Annotated in this window: 15 protein-coding genes, 1 tRNA gene and 1 riboswitch; of the genes, 15 read left to right on the forward strand and 1 reads right to left on the reverse strand. The window is 45.8% G+C overall.

Annotated elements, in window-relative coordinates; translation table 11 throughout:
* Positions 1-154: 154 nt before the first annotated feature.
* From CXF70_RS04935 to CXF70_RS04955, 5 genes are all read left to right on the forward strand, one after another.
* A complete protein-coding gene (locus tag CXF70_RS04935; RefSeq protein ID WP_101801740.1) occupies positions 155-1,120 on the forward strand; it encodes an electron transfer flavoprotein subunit alpha/FixB family protein in 966 nt (321 codons plus the stop codon).
* A 341-nt stretch (positions 1,121-1,461) separates the two neighbouring features.
* The gene (gene trxA, locus CXF70_RS04940) at positions 1,462-1,776 is read left to right on the forward strand and encodes a thioredoxin (protein ID WP_084246381.1); all 315 of its coding nucleotides are present in this window, start codon (positions 1,462-1,464) and stop codon (positions 1,774-1,776) included.
* Positions 1,777-1,823: 47 nt separating this feature from the next.
* Positions 1,824-3,617, forward strand: coding sequence for an excinuclease ABC subunit UvrC (uvrC, locus tag CXF70_RS04945; RefSeq protein WP_101801741.1), 1,794 nt, complete (start codon positions 1,824-1,826; stop codon positions 3,615-3,617).
* Between the two features lie 42 nt (positions 3,618-3,659).
* Positions 3,660-3,833, forward strand: a riboswitch (Lysine riboswitch).
* Between the two features lie 157 nt (positions 3,834-3,990).
* Positions 3,991-5,202, forward strand: a complete 1,212-nt coding sequence (locus tag CXF70_RS04950) for an aspartate kinase (RefSeq protein WP_101801742.1) — start codon at positions 3,991-3,993, stop codon at positions 5,200-5,202.
* 347 nt (positions 5,203-5,549) lie between these two features.
* Complete coding sequence (locus tag CXF70_RS04955; RefSeq protein WP_233208546.1) at positions 5,550-6,479, forward strand: nuclease-related domain-containing protein; 930 nt, start codon at positions 5,550-5,552, stop codon at positions 6,477-6,479.
* Between the two features lie 263 nt (positions 6,480-6,742).
* Here CXF70_RS04955 and CXF70_RS04960 read toward each other — a convergent pair whose 3' ends face one another.
* Positions 6,743-7,144, reverse strand: coding sequence for a YslB family protein (locus CXF70_RS04960; RefSeq protein ID WP_101801744.1), 402 nt, complete (start codon positions 7,142-7,144; stop codon positions 6,743-6,745).
* Between the two features lie 203 nt (positions 7,145-7,347).
* Between CXF70_RS04960 and CXF70_RS04965 the strand changes: the two genes are divergently transcribed.
* From CXF70_RS04965 to CXF70_RS05010, 10 genes are all read left to right on the forward strand, one after another.
* Positions 7,348-7,959 carry a succinate dehydrogenase cytochrome b558 subunit gene (locus CXF70_RS04965; RefSeq protein ID WP_133299061.1) on the forward strand — a complete coding sequence of 204 codons (612 nt, stop codon included), beginning with the start codon at positions 7,348-7,350 and terminating at the stop codon, positions 7,957-7,959.
* A gap of 45 nt (positions 7,960-8,004) precedes the next feature.
* On the forward strand, positions 8,005-9,753 hold the full coding sequence (gene sdhA / locus CXF70_RS04970; RefSeq protein ID WP_101801745.1) for a succinate dehydrogenase flavoprotein subunit: 1,749 nt from the start codon (positions 8,005-8,007) through the stop codon (positions 9,751-9,753).
* Between the two features lie 30 nt (positions 9,754-9,783).
* Positions 9,784-10,551, forward strand: a complete 768-nt coding sequence (gene sdhB / locus CXF70_RS04975; RefSeq protein WP_084246367.1) for a succinate dehydrogenase iron-sulfur subunit — start codon at positions 9,784-9,786, stop codon at positions 10,549-10,551.
* Positions 10,552-10,711: 160 nt separating this feature from the next.
* A complete protein-coding gene (locus CXF70_RS04980; protein WP_084246365.1) occupies positions 10,712-11,179 on the forward strand; it encodes an acyl-CoA thioesterase in 468 nt (155 codons plus the stop codon).
* A gap of 72 nt (positions 11,180-11,251) precedes the next feature.
* Entirely contained in the window at positions 11,252-11,707 is a 456-nt protein-coding gene (locus CXF70_RS04985) for a MarR family winged helix-turn-helix transcriptional regulator (RefSeq protein ID WP_369916921.1), read from the forward strand.
* A gap of 10 nt (positions 11,708-11,717) precedes the next feature.
* A complete protein-coding gene (gene racE, locus CXF70_RS04990) occupies positions 11,718-12,527 on the forward strand; it encodes a glutamate racemase (RefSeq protein WP_101801746.1) in 810 nt (269 codons plus the stop codon).
* A 75-nt stretch (positions 12,528-12,602) separates the two neighbouring features.
* Positions 12,603-13,352 carry a ribonuclease PH gene (rph, locus tag CXF70_RS04995; RefSeq protein ID WP_101801747.1) on the forward strand — a complete coding sequence of 250 codons (750 nt, stop codon included), beginning with the start codon at positions 12,603-12,605 and terminating at the stop codon, positions 13,350-13,352.
* The gene (locus tag CXF70_RS05000) at positions 13,349-13,948 is read left to right on the forward strand and encodes an XTP/dITP diphosphatase (RefSeq protein WP_101801748.1); all 600 of its coding nucleotides are present in this window, start codon (positions 13,349-13,351) and stop codon (positions 13,946-13,948) included. Before rph ends, CXF70_RS05000 begins: the two co-directional genes overlap by 4 nt.
* A gap of 146 nt (positions 13,949-14,094) precedes the next feature.
* Positions 14,095-14,168, forward strand: a tRNA-Arg gene (locus CXF70_RS05005).
* A 160-nt stretch (positions 14,169-14,328) separates the two neighbouring features.
* Positions 14,329-15,300, forward strand: a complete 972-nt coding sequence (locus CXF70_RS05010) for a tyrosine-type recombinase/integrase (RefSeq protein ID WP_101801749.1) — start codon at positions 14,329-14,331, stop codon at positions 15,298-15,300.
* Positions 15,301-15,826: the final 526 nt, after the last annotated feature.

The following is a 15,826-nucleotide window of genomic DNA, read 5'->3' on the forward strand; positions in this document are numbered from 1 at the left end:
GCCACGGCAGCTGGGCTGGCTTATGACCCGAAGAGCTGGGCCGCTGGAGTCTGGACAAAGAAAAGCGACGGCGCCCGGTAGATAGACCGGCCGTCCCGTTTAGAACAGATAGAATGATTCGAGTTTTTACATCTACTTAGGAGGTAAACGGACTATGTCGAAAAAAGTATTAGTATTAGGCGAAACACGCGAAGGTTCTTTGCGTAACGTTTCATTTGAAGCAATTGCCGCAGCTAAAAAAATCTCCGGCGGCGGAGAAGTCGTAAGCGTATTGATTGGTGATTCAGTTGGTGAATTCGGAGCTGAATTGGTGAACTACGGTGCTGACCGTGTCATTACAGTCGAGCATCCTCACTTGAAGTCATACACTTCAGACGGCTATGGCCAAGCGATGATGGCAGTCATCGACCAGGAGCAGCCGGAAGCATTGGTCTTCGGCCACACAGCGGTCGGTAAAGACCTTTCTCCAAAAATCGCTTCCAAACTGCAAACCGGTTTGATCTCTGATGTTACAGATATCGAAGGAGAAGGCGATGATGCAGTATACATCCGTCCGATCTATTCCGGTAAAGCATTTGAAAAAGTAAAAAATAAAGGCGGAATCGACTTCATCACAATCCGTCCAAACAACATTGCGCCTCTTGAAAGAGAAGAGCGTTCTGGAGATGTCAGCTCATTGTCAGTGGAAATCACGAACTTGCGCACAATCATCCAAAACGTTGTCCGCAAATCTGCTGAAGGCGTTGACCTTTCAGAAGCGAAAGTCATCATTGCAGGCGGACGCGGCGTGAAGAGTGCAGATGGCTTTGCGCCTTTGCAGGAACTTGCTGACCTTCTTGGCGGAGCTGTCGGTGCATCCCGCGGTGCATGTGACGCGGATTACGTGGATTACTCACTACAAATCGGCCAGACTGGTAAAGTCGTAACGCCGGACCTATACATTGCAGCTGGTATTTCAGGCGCAATCCAGCATTTGGCTGGTATGTCCAACTCGAAAGTGATCGTGGCGATCAACAAAGATCCGGAAGCGAACATTTTCAAAGTTGCTGACTACGGTATCGTGGGAGACTTGTTCGAAGTCATTCCGATGCTGACTGAAGAGTTTAAGAAAGTAATGTAATTAAGAAAAGCGACGGCGCCCGTTCAGCTCCGACAGGCAAGAGATAGACCAAATGTAATTTGGTCTATCTCTTTGCGACGAAGCGCATAGCGCTGCAGGAGCATTTGGTTTTTGGTGAACTTCCGAAGCGGCGCTCTATGCCGCACAGGAAGGGCAGCTTATGTTCGAGGAGTTGGGTAGCCGGAGTCTGGACAATTAAAAGGCCTGCAAATTGCAGGCCTTTTTCTTCTGTTTATTTGTATAGCCAGCGGGTAAAGCAGGAGTAGGCAAAAAAATAGCTAGTGAAAAATACGCATGCTATAATCGGTTTATAGTTTGGTAAAACTAAGGAGGAATTATTCATGGCAATTGTACACGGAACAGATCAGAACTTTTCACAGGAAGTATCAGAAGGACTAGTACTTGTTGATTTTTGGGCAACTTGGTGCGGGCCTTGTAAAATGATCGCTCCTGTATTGGAAGAGCTTGACGCTGAAATGAGCGATAAAGTGAAAATCGTAAAAGTGGACGTTGATGAAAACCAGGAAACAGCTGGACAATACGGCATCATGTCAATTCCGACCCTTCTATTGATGAAAGACGGAGAGACAGTTGATAAAGTTGTCGGCTTCCGACCAAAAGAAGCATTGGCTGATTTGGTTAACCAACACGCATAATTCTTAACCGGGTCCATGGCGGCCCGGTTTTTTAATAGGGTGAGAATATGGCAAACGAATTGATTCAACATAAATTGGCAGTACTTCCCGACCAGCCTGGCTGCTACCTCATGAAGGACCGTCAGGACACAATCATCTATGTGGGCAAGGCAAAAGTGCTGAAAAACCGTGTGCGTTCCTATTTTACAGGCAGCCACGACGCCAAGACTCAGCGCCTGGTCAATGAAATCGAGGATTTCGAATACATCGTGACGTCTTCGGACAAAGAAGCGCTGATTCTGGAATTGAACCTCATCAAGAAATACGATCCGAAATACAATATCATGCTGAAAGATGATAAATCCTATCCTTATTTGAAAATAACAGGTGAGCGCCATCCGAAACTGATCATTACACGCCAGGTGAAAAAAGATAAAGGGAAGTATTTCGGCCCTTATCCGAACGCCTACTCGGCGAGTGAGACGAAAAAATTGCTCGACCGCTTGTATCCGTTGCGGAAATGCCACCAGATGCCGGACCGGGCCTGCCTTTATTATCATATGGGCCAATGTTTGGCGCCGTGCATCAAACCGGTTGAAAAAGAGACTTACACGGAAATGATCGACGCCATATCGAAATTTTTGAATGGCGGCTTCCGGGAAGTGAAGCAGGATCTGGTCGAAAAAATGTCGGAGGCATCTGAAAACCTTGAGTTTGAACGTGCCAAAGAATACCGTGACCAAATCAGCCACATTGAAAACGTCATGGAAAAACAGAAGATGGCGATGAACGATTTCACCAATCGTGATGTTTTTGGCTATGCCGTCGACAAAGGCTGGATGTGTGTGCAGGTCTTTTTCGTGCGCCAAGGTAAACTGATCGAACGCGACGTCTCCCTGTTTCCGCTATACCGCGACCCGCAGGAAGAATTCATGACATATCTCGGCCAGTTTTACGAGAAATCAAATCATGTGAAGCCTAACGAGATTTTATTGCCGGAGGGTGAAGATGCTGAGTTAGTGAAGGATTGGCTTGGTGTGCGCACACTTGTACCGCAGCGTGGCAAGAAAAAAGATTTGGTGCTGCTGGCGAAGAAAAATGCCGAAATCTCGATCAAAGAGAAGTTCCAGCTGCTTGAACGTCAGGAAGAACGGACTATTGGTGCTTGTCAGGAGCTTGGTGAAGCAATGAACATTGAGACTCCACTGCGAATCGAAGCGTTCGATAACTCGCATATCCAAGGGGCGGATGCCGTATCGGCGATGATTACATTCATCGACGGCAAGCCTTCCAAAAAGGATTACCGCAAGTACAAAACGCGGACCGGTTCGAAGCCCGATGATTACGCGGCTATGCGGGAAGTCATACGGCGCCGTTATTCGCGTGTGTTGAAAGACGGATTGCCGCTGCCGGACCTCATTGTCATTGATGGAGGGAAAGGGCAGATGTCATCGGCTCGCGAAATTTTAGAAGACGAACTTGGCCTGTCGATTCCGATTGCCGGCTTGGCGAAAGACGATAAGCACCAGACCTCACAATTATTGTATGGGGATCCGGTCGAAGTTGTGCCGTTGAAACGGACAAGCGAAGCCTTTTATCTGATGCAGCGCATACAGGATGAAGTCCACCGTTTCGTAATTACATTCCACCGTCAGCTGCGCGGCAAGAATTCGATCGTTTCGGCGCTTGACGGGCTGGAAGGCGTCGGTCCGAAGCGCCGGCAGCAATTGCTCAAGCATTTTGGATCCGTCAAACGAATCAAAGAAGCGGACACAGCCCAGTTGGTGGAAGCGGGGATGCCTGAAAAATTGGCGCAGTCGATTCATCAGCATTTCGCCGAACAAACATTGTCAACGGACTGAGTTCGTGTTATTGTAATAAACATAAATTGAATCACTTGTAAAAGTGGTGATAGAGGCGCGGGCGTCAAAAGTAGCCATCCGGAGATTTGCAGAATCTGTGAAGGATGAGGAAAGGGACGACCGCCGAAGTGTGTGAAGGCTGCAGCCGAACATGCTGGTTCTGCATTTAAGAGATGCAGGGCTGTCAGAGTCAAACTCTGGAGGGCTATCTCACATGGACGTTTTTTCGTACATGATTAAAGAGGTAGTTTGCCGGATCGACGGCAAGCTGCCTTTTTTCGTGTCTGGTGAAGGCATTCTGTTTTAAAAACCGAAACGGATGCCGGCGCTTTTCATGCTGGGAGCCACATACTGATGTGGGAGTGGATGATAAATGGAAACTGTTGTGATGAAATTTGGTGGAACCTCGGTGGCGACACCTGAAAAAATTATCGGGGTTGCAAAGCGCGCAATCGCTGAGAAAGAGAAAGGCAAACGGGTTGTCATCGTCGTGTCTGCAATGGGCAAGACGACGGATACGCTCCTTGGACTGGCGGCGGAAATATCCGCGGAGCCGCCAAAACGTGAAATGGATATGCTGCTGGCGACTGGTGAACAAGTGACGATTTCCTTGCTGGCGATGGCTTTTAAACAGCTTGGCCACGAAGCGGTATCGTTCACCGGTTGGCAGGCGGGCATCGAAACCGAGTCCGTTCCGCGCAATGCGCGAATTGAACAGATTCATACCGAGCGCCTCGAAGCGGTCTTGGACAGTGGATTTATTGCAGTCGTTGCCGGATTCCAGGGCGTCGACCGCATCGGCAACATCACGACACTCGGCCGCGGCGGGTCCGATACGACGGCGGTTGCGCTGGCTGCCGCATTGAAGGCGGAGAAATGCGACATCTATACGGATGTCGACGGAGTCTATACGTCGGATCCGCGTTTTGTTGGAGGCGCTCGCAAATTGGAACAGATATCCTATGATGAAATGCTGGAACTGGCGAATCTGGGTGCCGGTGTCCTTCACCCGCGCGCCGTCGAATTCGCGAAAAACAATAACGTCCCATTAACCGTCCGGGCAAGCTATTCCGACGAACCGGGAACAATCATACAAGAGGTGGTCACTGTGGAAAAAAATCTCATCGTCCGTGGCGTAGCATTCGAGCCCGGCATTGCGCGCGTAACCGTTACATACAATAAACCATTCAACGGTTCACTCGCGAACATCTTCATGACGCTGGCAGAAAATCACATCGATGTAGACATCATCGTCCAAAGCATTTCAGAAGAATTCCAGCCTTCCGTTTCATTTTCAATCAAAGAGGACAGCCTGGAAGAAGTGCGTCGTGTGCTTGATGTCAATAAAGAAACGATCGGCTTCATGTCTACCGACTTTGAAGTCGGCCTGGCAAAAGTCTCAATCGTCGGCTCCGGCATGGTATCCAATCCGGGTGTCGCAGCGCGCATGTTCGATATTCTTCGTCAGTCAGAAATCCCTGTCAAAATGGTCAGCACCTCGGAGATCAAGATTTCAGTGGTTGTGCCTGGCGGCGATATGGAGAAATCGGCGAATGCGCTGCATGAAGCGTATGGGTTGGGGTGAAGGTGAGAAAGAAAGTTTTTCTCTGTCAATAGTTTGCTTTTAAGAAAGTTTTTGAGATGGATTAGCGAGATAGCAGTTCATGTTGAACCCGGCGGTTGCCGGGTTTTTTGTTTTTGTGGCAGATTGCAGTTTTAAGTACCTGCAGTGATAAAACCATTTTAACGCAAAAGAGCAAAAGCGGATTTTTCGCCGTGGCGGAAAAATCCAATGTTTGGGGAAATCTTCGCGTATGCGAAGATTTTTTTCAATATATGTTTTCTCGTTCAGCACTGAGGAATGGAGTAGTGTTATAATTCAGATAATTATAAAGGGAGGCGGCGGTTCGGATAGGGGAGAAAAATTTGTTGATGTGGGAAGGCGTGAAGCTGCTGATGGAGCGGTTGCCGGCAGGGCATCCTGAGCAGGCATATTTGAAAAAGGAATTTCACCGCTATGAAGCAGGCTGGAAAGGCGAGCAGCGTTTGCTTGCGAAAATGGTTGAGTTTCATTGGGGTGAACCTTATGAATTGCTTTGGGATGTCGGTTTGAAGCTGGGCGACTGGAAAGTTCAAATGGACGGCTTGCTGGTGACGGAGCGCTGTGTCATCGTTATCAGTTCGAAGAATATCAGCGGCAGGATCCATTTCGATGCAGTGACTTCTGAGTTTTACCGGTTTAATAATGAAGGCGAAAAAATGGTAATGGACGATCCTCAGGTTCAGCTGGCCAAGCACATCCGCTTTCTCGAGCTGTGGCTGAAACGGAGGAAGATTTCGCATCCGCTGATTGATGGAGTGGTCGTCTTTACGCCGAGGCATTGTGAGTTTATTGCGAAGCCGGCGGATAAGCATATCTGCAAGACATATCAGGCGGTTGAGACGCTTTACAAAATTCTTGAAGCGCATGTTATTTCGGCTGACTCCCCTAAGCCGAGCAGGATACGTAAGGTGATTGAATCGAACAGTCATCCATACGAGCGACCGCCTTTGTGTGAGTATTATCGGATTGATCCGCGTGATTTGAGGACGGGTGTGAAGTGCAGTGAGTGTGGGAAGATTGCGGTGGAAAGGCTGTTTAAAGTCTGGGAATGCAAAGAGTGTGGCCACCGGGATCCGATTGCGCATCAAAAAGCTTTGCAGGAGTATTTTGCGTTGGTCAGTAGTGAGATTGATAATAAGGAATTTAGGCGGTTTAGCGGGATTGAGTCCATTTACGTAGCATCTAGAATGTTGGCTGATAGTGAATTGGTTAAGATAGGATCTAATAAAAACCGAAAGTATAGAGTGCAAATCAAATAAAGTTCAATTTTACCGCTTTCAGATGAGAGTGGTATTTTTAATGGGAAATAAGCTGTTTTAAGTAGCTGCACAAATAAAATCGATTCTGCGCAAACAAATCTGAATCTGCGCAAATAAATTTCATTCTGCGCAAACAAATTCGATTTAGCGCAAGTAAATCCAATTCTGCGCAAATAAACTCCAATTGGACTTACCCCTACCAAAAAACGCGCACAAAAAAACCGTCCCACCCCAGGAGACGGCCATTCCACATCATATTCGGCTCAAACTTGCTCGCGGAGATCCGTTTTCAGCATGATTCGGACCAGTTTCTTCTTCGGCAGCACTTCATCGTAGGCTTCGGTCAGATAGCCGCTGATTTTTTGCTGCTGCTGGGCGAGGAAGCCGGCTTCGAGCTTGAAGCAGCGGTTATCGAGTTTGAAAGGGCGCAAAACGAAGACGGTTTCATCCTTGCCGGTTTTTTCTGTCACTAATTCGCCAAATCCTGCCTGACGGAAAAAGTCGGCGGCTTCGTCCAGTGAGAAAAGAGGGAATTTGCGGGCAAGTGATTTGCCGGCCCAGTAGAGGACGTCGTTTTCGTGTTTGCCCAGTATATCTGATAATACATAGTCGCGAATAATTTCATAACCGAAATGTTCGGTGGTTTCAGGTTCTTTTGCAGTCATCGTAAACCCACTTTCAATATGTAGAAACCCCTAGGGGAATCTTCTGAATAAAGACAAGTTGCCTTGACGCTCCTAATTGAGCGGAGTACAATAAATATGTCATATTATTGTAACATGATGTTGTTTGCAGTCAATGGATGCTTTCGTAAAATATCGATTGCTTCATTTACTGCCTTATTAATGTTTTGAGGAGGGTAAAAGTTTTGGATAATCGTGAATTTTTATTGCGCAGGTTGCATTCATTGCTTGGAATTATTCCAATCGGGTTATTCCTTACACAGCATTTGATTGTTAACCATTTCGCAACACAAGGTGTCGAGGCATTTAACAACGCATCCCACTTCATGGCGAACCTTCCGTTCGTAATTTTCCTGGAGATCTTCGTTATTTATCTGCCGATTATGTATCATGCTTTTTACGGTGTATACATAGCTTTCACTTCTAAGAATAACCCTGGCCACTACAGCTATTTGCGCAATCTTCTATTCGTAGCTCAGCGTTATACAGGAGTATTCCTGGTTGTCTTCATCGCTTGGCACGTATTTGAAACACGCTTCCAGGTAGCAATCGGGAATGCAGCGGAAGCTGATTTCAATATGATGGCTAACATTCTGGATAATCCATGGATGCTTGCATTCTATATTGTCGGAGTACTCACAGCTACGTTCCACTTATCAAATGGCTTGTGGTCATTCCTTGTAACTTGGGGCATTACTCAATCCGAGAAAGCTCAGCGATATTCGACATACTTCACACTTCTTGTGTTCCTTGTGTTGTCGGTAATCGGTATCCGCGCTTTATTGGCATTCGTTTAAAACGAATTCGATCATTGGTGAATTAAAAGAGGAGTGAATACCAAAATGGCGAAAGGCAAACTTATTATTGTCGGTGGCGGACTTGCCGGTTTAATGGCGGCTGTAAAAGGCGCAGAAGCTGGCGCGTCAATCGATTTATTTTCAATCGTTCCGGTTAAACGATCTCACTCGGTATGTGCACAGGGCGGCATCAACGGAGCGGTAAATACAAAAGGGGAAGGCGATTCACCTGATATTCACTTTGACGACACGGTTTACGGCGGGGATTTCCTTGCAAACCAGCGTCCAGTGAAAGCGATGACAGATGCGGCGCCAGCGATCATCCGCTTGCTTGACCGCATGGGCGTCATGTTCAACCGTACGCCTGAAGGCTTGCTTGACTTCCGCCGCTTCGGTGGAACGATGCACCACAGAACGGCTTTTGCCGGCGCAACTACTGGCCAGCAATTGCTTTATGCACTAGATGAACAAGTACGCCGCCACGAAGTAAGCGGTCTTGTAACGAAATACGAAGGATGGGAATTCCTTGGTCTTGTTCTTGATGAAAACGGCGTAAGCCGCGGAATCACTGCACAGAACATGACGACTATGGAAATCAAAGCGTTCCGCGGAGATGCTGTCATCATGGCAACCGGCGGACCTGGAATCATCTTCGGAAAATCGACGAACTCTGTCATCAATACAGGTTCAGCGGCTTCCATCGTTTATCAGCAAGGCGCTTATTACGCAAACGGCGAATTCATCCAGATTCACCCGACAGCGATTCCGGGAGACGACAAGCTGCGCTTGATGTCTGAATCGGCTCGTGGTGAAGGTGGCCGTATCTGGACATATAAAGACGGAAAACCTTGGTATTTCCTTGAAGAAAAATATCCTGCTTACGGAAACCTGGTTCCTCGTGATATCGCAACACGCGAAATCTTTGACGTCTGCGTTAATCAAAAGCTTGGCATCAACGGCGAAAACATGGTTTACCTGGATCTTTCACATAAAGATCCGAAAGAATTGGATATCAAACTTGGCGGAATCATCGAGATCTATGAGAAATTCACAGGCGATGACCCACGCAAAGTACCGATGAAAATCTTCCCGGCAGTCCATTATTCAATGGGCGGATTATGGGTCGATGATCATCAGATGACTAGCATCCCTGGCGTTTTGGCTGCAGGTGAAGTTGATTACTCTCAACACGGTGCCAACCGTTTGGGCGCAAACTCGCTTCTTTCAGCTATCTACGGCGGTATGGTTGCAGGACCGAACGCGCTTGATTACATCAACGGCCTTGAAGTTCTTGCAGAAGATATGCCGGAAGACATCTTTGCTGCTGCGGTTGCTGAAGAGCAGCGCAAATGGGATGAAATCCTTGCTCTTAACGGAACAGAGAACGCATATGTTCTTCACAAAGAGCTTGGCGAATGGATGACGGATAATGTAACAGTGGTCCGTTATAACGACCGTCTTCAGAAAACGGACGAGAAAATCCAGGAATTGCTTGAGCGTTTCAATAATATCAATATTACTGACACTCAACTTTGGAGCAATCAAGGCGCAATGTTCACACGTCAGCTGAAAAATATGCTACATTTAGCACGAGTGATCACACTTGGAGCGTTGAACCGCAATGAGAGCCGCGGAGCTCACTACAAACCTGATTTCCCGGAACGTAACGATGAAGAATTCTTGAAAACGACTATGGCGAAATTCAATGGCTATGACGCACCAATCTTCCATTATGAAGATGTGGATACTTCATTGATTCCGCCGCGCAAGCGTGATTATTCAGCCAAAGCATAAGAACGAGTCAAAGAAGGGAGATAAATTACTATGGGTGAAGCAGCAAAAACGGTAATTTTTGAAATCGAACGCCGTGATTCCACTGAAAAAGAATCCTATTTCGAGAAATTCGAATTACCATACCGGCCGAACATGAATGTCATCTCGGCATTGATGGAAATCCGCCGTAACCCTGTCAATATGGAAGGGAAGAAAACAACACCTGTAAACTGGGACATGAACTGCCTTGAGGAAGTTTGTGGAGCATGTTCAATGATCATCAACGGCAAAGCACGCCAGTCGTGTACAGCTCTTGTTGACCAATTGGAACAGCCGATCCGTTTACAGCCGATGAAAACATTCCCTGTTGTCCGCGACCTTGTCGTTGACCGCAGCCGCATGTTCGATTCATTGAAAAAAGTCAAAGCTTGGGTTCCGATTGACGGAACGCATGATCTTGGCGAAGGTCCACGTATGCCTGAACGCAAACGCCAATGGGCTTACGAACTTTCTAAATGTATGACGTGCGGTGTCTGCCTTGAAGCATGCCCGAACGTCAACGATAAATCCGATTTCATCGGAGCTGCACCACTTTCTCAAGTTCGCTTGATGAATGCGCATCCAACTGGTGCCATGAACCGTGATGAGCGTTTGAACGCAATCATGGGCGAAGGCGGCCTTGCAAGCTGCGGTAACTCACAAAACTGTGTTGAATCTTGCCCTAAAGGTATTCCTTTGACAACTTCAATCGCAGCGTTGAACCGTGAAACTACAGTTCAAATGTTCCGTAACTTCTTCGGAAGCGATCACGCAGTCTGATTGATACAGAAAACCTCCACTTCGGTGGAGGTTTTTTGTTTTGGTTCGCAGGTCAAAAAAATAGTAAAAACGCTTCTGCAGAAATGAAAATGAGAGCCACAAAACAGGGTTTTTGTTATACTGATAAAATAGTAAGGGAACAATTATTGGAGGCAATCAAATGAAAGCTAATTACATTAAGGATTTCGATCAATGGAAGCGGGAATTCAGTTTTTCGGCTCCGGTGCAAGTGCGTTTTTCTGAGACAGATATGTTCGGCCATGTCAATAATACGGTGCCGATCGCTTATTTTGAATTCGCTCGGATCGAATATATGAAAGAATTAGGTCTGATGCAGCGCTGGCTTAAGGGAGACGGGGAACTTTTTCCAGTTATCGCTGATATGCAGGTGGACTACACGCAGCAGGTTTATTTCGATGAAATGCTCGACGTGTTTGTGAAAATAGCATCTGTCGGCAGGTCGTCGATCGATATCCATTATTGGGTGGTAAACGCAAAAGGGGAAACCTGCTTTACAGGCAGAGGCGCGATGGTGCAGATTTCCAAAGCCACGGGCAAAGGACATCCTTGGACTGCTGAAGAAAAAGAGCTTTTTGAAAACAAGCAGTTAATTTCATCAGAAAATTAAGTCAGTTCTTGCTAAATCATAAAAAAACCTTCACTATATATAGTAATAGTTGTACTCAAGGAGTGGACATGAATGATGAATGAAAACAAAAATGATATTCAGCACGATAAGGGACGCGTCGCTTTCATGGAAAAGGAACTGAGGTACATTTCCGGCATCATCAAGCAGAAAGGCCGGGAAATCCTCAATTCGTATACCATTACACCGCCGCAGTTCATCGCGCTGCAATGGCTGTTCGAACATGGTGATATGACGATCGGCGATCTGTCGAACAAGATGTATCTGGCATTCAGTACGACGACAGATCTGGTCGACCGTATGGAAAAGAATGAACTGGTGGTCCGGATCCGCGAAGAACAGGACCGCCGAGTAGTGCGCATCAAGCTTTTAAAAGAAGGCGAACGCATCATTGAAGAAGTGATTGAGAAAAGACAGGATTATTTACAGAACGTCCTGAGTGAATTCAGCGAAGAAGAAGTGGAGCAATTTTCATTCCTATTGGAGAAATTGCACACGAACATGAAATAGGGGCGGAAACATGCAAGCGAATGCGCCAATCGGAGTAATCGATTCAGGAGTCGGGGGCTTGACTGTCGCGAAAGAGATCATGCGGCTTTTACCGAACGAGCAAGTGATTTATATCGGAGACAACGCAAGATGTCCATACGGGCCGCGTCCACAAGCGGAAGTAAGGAAGTATACATGGCAGATGGCCAAGGCGCTGATGGATAAAAATATCAAGCTGCTCGTCATCGCCTGCAATACGGCGACGGCTGCAACACTTGAGTCATTGCAGAAAAAATTGCCGATTCCGGTCATCGGCGTCATATTCCCGGGTGCCCGGGCAGCGATGAAAGTTTCGGCCACGAAGGAAATCGCCGTGCTCGGCACAATCGGTACAGTGAAAAGCGGGGCATACGAAAATGCGTTGAAATCATTGATGTCTTCTTGCCACGTTGTTCAACTGGCGTGCCCCAAATTTGTGCCGCTTGTTGAAAGTGATGAGTACGAAGGTGAATTTGCAAGAAAAATGGTGAGGGAAACGCTTGCCCAATTGGAGCGCAAACATTTTGATACTGCTATACTGGGCTGCACGCATTACCCGCTTCTTCATGACTTTATCCAGGAGAAGTTCGGACCGTCGGTGACCGTCTTGTCATCTGCTTCCGAAACTGCCAAAGATGTGGAAAATCATCTGCGCTTTCAAAATATGCTGGCATCAGCAGACAATCAGCCAGTGCATAAATTCTATACATCAGGTTCCACTTCGATATTTGAAACGATCATCAAGAAATGGCTGGAGATCGACAACCCGGTCATCCATTCAATAAAATTCCCTCAAACCTGATGGCGCCGCCGTCAGGTTTTTGTCGCTCCCAATAAAATATGGTACGCTAATCGAGTAAATATAAGGAGGATATCCATGACAAGAGCAGACGAAAGAAATGCGGACCAATTGCGTCCGGTCAATATGCAGGCAGAGTATCTGATCCACCCTGAAGGATCCGTGTTAATAACGGTAGGGCAGACAAAGGTGATCTGTACAGCGACGATAGAAGAAAAAGTTCCCGGTTTCCTGCGCGGCCAGGGGAAAGGCTGGATCACAGCTGAGTACGCCATGCTGCCGCGTGCGACAGGAAGCCGCAACCGGCGTGAAGCATCGGCCGGCAAAATAGGTGGACGCACAATGGAAATCCAGCGCTTAATCGGCCGTGCGCTGCGTGCGGTGGTCGATCTCGAAAAATTGGGTGAACGCACAATTTGGCTCGATTGCGATGTCATCCAGGCAGATGGCGGAACTCGCACAGCTTCTATTACCGGGGCGTTTGTGGCGATGGTCATGGCCATCAGCAAACTCGAGTTGACAGCTTTCCCGGTAACGGATTTCCTGGCAGCCACAAGTGTCGGCATCACAAAAGACAATGGCGCCATCCTGGATTTAGATTACAGTGAAGACTCAACTGCTGAAGTCGACATGAATTTGGTGATGACAGGCAAAGGCCATTTTGTGGAATTGCAGGGTACAGGAGAAGAATCGACATTTACTCGTGCTCAATTAAACGACATGTTGGATCTCGGTGAAGCAGGAATCCGTCAATTAATTGAAAAGCAGAAAGAAATTCTTGGTGAAACCGCACTCCGGATCGGAGAAGAAACGAGGTCGGAATTATGAAAGAGATAATCATTGCGACGAAAAACAAAGGCAAAGCCAAAGATTTTGAACAATTGCTTGAACCGATGGGCTATAAAGTTCTGACTTTGCATGATGTTGCTCCACATATGGATGTCGAAGAAACCGGTGAAACTTTCGAAGCGAATGCCATTCTGAAAGCGGAGGCGATTGCCCAGGAATTGCAGGCGACTGTCATCGCAGATGACAGCGGCCTTGAAATCGATGCGCTTGACGGCGAACCGGGTGTCTATTCAGCCCGCTACTCAGGCGATGAAAGAAACGATGAATCCAATATCGATAAAGTCCTTCAGAAAATGGTCCAGGTGCCGGATAGTGAAAAGACAGCACGTTTCCGCTGCGTCCTGGCTTTGGCGTCACCTGGCAAGGAAACCATCCTTTTTGAAGGAACCTGTGAGGGCTTGATCACAGATGAAAGAAAAGGTGAGAGCGGATTCGGATATGATCCGATTTTTTATGTGCCGGCTTTGGATAAAACGATGGCCGAAATGAAACCTTCGGAGAAAGCATCGGTTTCCCATCGCGGAAATGCTATTCGGGAATTAGGGAAAGCGATGCCTGGCTTGTCCGGCAACTGAGCCACCACTGATTTTGACAGATTTGATATGTTTTTTTAAAATAGCGTTGACATTTCCATAAAAGATTTCTATAATTAAAATTGTCTTTCGAAATAGAATGCAAAACGAGCTGTTCACAGTTCCCATTGCATTGAGCAGAAAGTCATGTCCCAGTAGCTCAGCTGGATAGAGCAACGCCCTTCTAAGGCGTCGGTCGGGCGTTCGAATCGCTCCTGGGACGTAATAGGAATAGAGGTGGAAAGCCTCGCTGTGATAGGTTTTTAGAGCATGTAGGGAAAAGAACAGGGATTCGAACTAGTAGGTAATATCCCTGTTCCCGACCTACTCACCAAACACAGACCTAAATTATCTTCTAATCAATTTGATTAGGAGGTTTTTTTATGTCCAAAAGAAGTGGTGTGTTCGATGTGCAAGTGGATGTTAGTAAGTTAATACGGGGAGAACATTTACAGCAGCCAAAGAGCAATTTTATGACGCTCGAGAAAGCAATGGTGGTTATTACAAAGCAAATGCAGGTAAGTGGCTTTAGAGAACGCACTATGAAAGATTATCTATTGCACTGGAATCACTTCGCAAAAATAACAGGGACTACTTATCTATCTGAAATAACTGTAGATACTATCTATGCATGGCTCGGCTCCATGGTTGTGTCCAATCAAACGAAGCTAACACGCTTGAAGTGTTTAAAAGCTATTTTGACTAAATGCTTTGATAATGGATGGTTAGAACAAAAATTTTGGAAGACTATAAATATAAAAGTAGATAAAAACGTCAAAAAGGGGTCTGCAAGCGGAGATATCGAGTTATTGCTGTCTCTGCTTAATTTGAACTCTTTTGTCGGTCTTAGGGATGCTGTAGCAATAATTACATTGCATAGAACGGGAATAAGAATTAATACACTTGGTCAACTTGAAGAACGGCATATAGACTTTGAAAATTTGACATTAAGTTTAGACGGTTCCATTTTAAAAAACCACAAGATGTTACAGCTTCCAATAGATGAACAAACAGCTGAGTTATTACGGGTGTTAATACAACAAAATAAAAAAATTAGAAAAAGATACAGTAAGAAAAATAGCTTTGTTTTCATAACTCAAAAAGGAGATTCGTTGGATACAAAATCAACTAACAATGCAATTTCTAAAAGACTAAATAAGTATAGTAAAGAATTTGGACTGAAAGATATCAATCCGCATGCCATAAGAAGAGCGTATGCTAAAAATTTACTGAATAAAGGTGCGGATGTCGCTTTAATTAGCAAAGCCTTGGGACATTCTAATTTAGCAGTAACAACTCGATACTTGGATTTAGATATAGAAGAGGTAGCAACTAGTTTGAGAGACTTCCTATAAAGAGAGCGTTTACCGTATAAGAGAAGTCGTTAGAGCTTTATTAATAGTGAATTCGTAAAATAATAGAGAAGCTTAATGGGGTATTTTGGTAATATGCTAGAGGAGAGGCTTGCCGCCTCAATGATAGGGTGGTCAAAAAGTGATTGAGGGAGAACTTGTGTAGTTCTCTCTTTTTTTGAAATTTATTAGACAGAGTTTTAGGGATTTCTAGGACAGAATATCCCGTCAATTGAAATTACGAGAAACCACCTAGGGCAACACTAAAACGGTGTAGAAATTTCCGATACGAGAAGGAAATTTTACGCTTTTTTACTATTAATTTCATTAAATGATTAGGTTTTTTATAAGGAATTTCGATTAACATAATAGATTTTGCCGATGGAAGAGAATCTCTTATTTGAGTAAACATAAGTAATTTTCACTAGTATTATTAACGAAATTTATCTGACAAAGAATTATAAAGATAATAAGTTAGGGTTTTAAAAAATGTTGAAATTAATTTTACGAGATTTGTAGTAGCATAATG

Source organism: Planomicrobium sp. MB-3u-38, from assembly GCF_002836425.1.
Taxonomy (GTDB): Bacteria; Bacillota; Bacilli; order Bacillales_A; family Planococcaceae; genus Planococcus; species Planococcus okeanokoites.

What these genes read in the sequence shown, in the direction of transcription:
- CXF70_RS04935 (WP_101801740.1), top strand. Translation starts at nt 155, where the DNA reads ATGTCGAAAAAAGTATTAGTATTAGGCGAAACACGCGAAGGTTCTTTG.
- trxA (WP_084246381.1), top strand. Translation starts at nt 1,462, where the DNA reads ATGGCAATTGTACACGGAACAGATCAGAACTTTTCACAGGAAGTATCA.
- uvrC (WP_101801741.1), top strand. Translation starts at nt 1,824, where the DNA reads ATGGCAAACGAATTGATTCAACATAAATTGGCAGTACTTCCCGACCAG.
- CXF70_RS04950 (WP_101801742.1), top strand. Translation starts at nt 3,991, where the DNA reads ATGGAAACTGTTGTGATGAAATTTGGTGGAACCTCGGTGGCGACACCT.
- CXF70_RS04955 (WP_233208546.1), top strand. Translation starts at nt 5,550, where the DNA reads ATGTGGGAAGGCGTGAAGCTGCTGATGGAGCGGTTGCCGGCAGGGCAT.
- CXF70_RS04960 (WP_101801744.1), bottom strand. Translation starts at nt 7,144, where the DNA reads ATGACTGCAAAAGAACCTGAAACCACCGAACATTTCGGTTATGAAATT.
- sdhA (WP_101801745.1), top strand. Translation starts at nt 8,005, where the DNA reads ATGGCGAAAGGCAAACTTATTATTGTCGGTGGCGGACTTGCCGGTTTA.
- sdhB (WP_084246367.1), top strand. Translation starts at nt 9,784, where the DNA reads ATGGGTGAAGCAGCAAAAACGGTAATTTTTGAAATCGAACGCCGTGAT.
- CXF70_RS04980 (WP_084246365.1), top strand. Translation starts at nt 10,712, where the DNA reads ATGAAAGCTAATTACATTAAGGATTTCGATCAATGGAAGCGGGAATTC.
- CXF70_RS04985 (WP_369916921.1), top strand. Translation starts at nt 11,252, where the DNA reads ATGATGAATGAAAACAAAAATGATATTCAGCACGATAAGGGACGCGTC.
- racE (WP_101801746.1), top strand. Translation starts at nt 11,718, where the DNA reads ATGCAAGCGAATGCGCCAATCGGAGTAATCGATTCAGGAGTCGGGGGC.
- rph (WP_101801747.1), top strand. Translation starts at nt 12,603, where the DNA reads ATGACAAGAGCAGACGAAAGAAATGCGGACCAATTGCGTCCGGTCAAT.
- CXF70_RS05000 (WP_101801748.1), top strand. Translation starts at nt 13,349, where the DNA reads ATGAAAGAGATAATCATTGCGACGAAAAACAAAGGCAAAGCCAAAGAT.
- CXF70_RS05010 (WP_101801749.1), top strand. Translation starts at nt 14,329, where the DNA reads ATGTCCAAAAGAAGTGGTGTGTTCGATGTGCAAGTGGATGTTAGTAAG.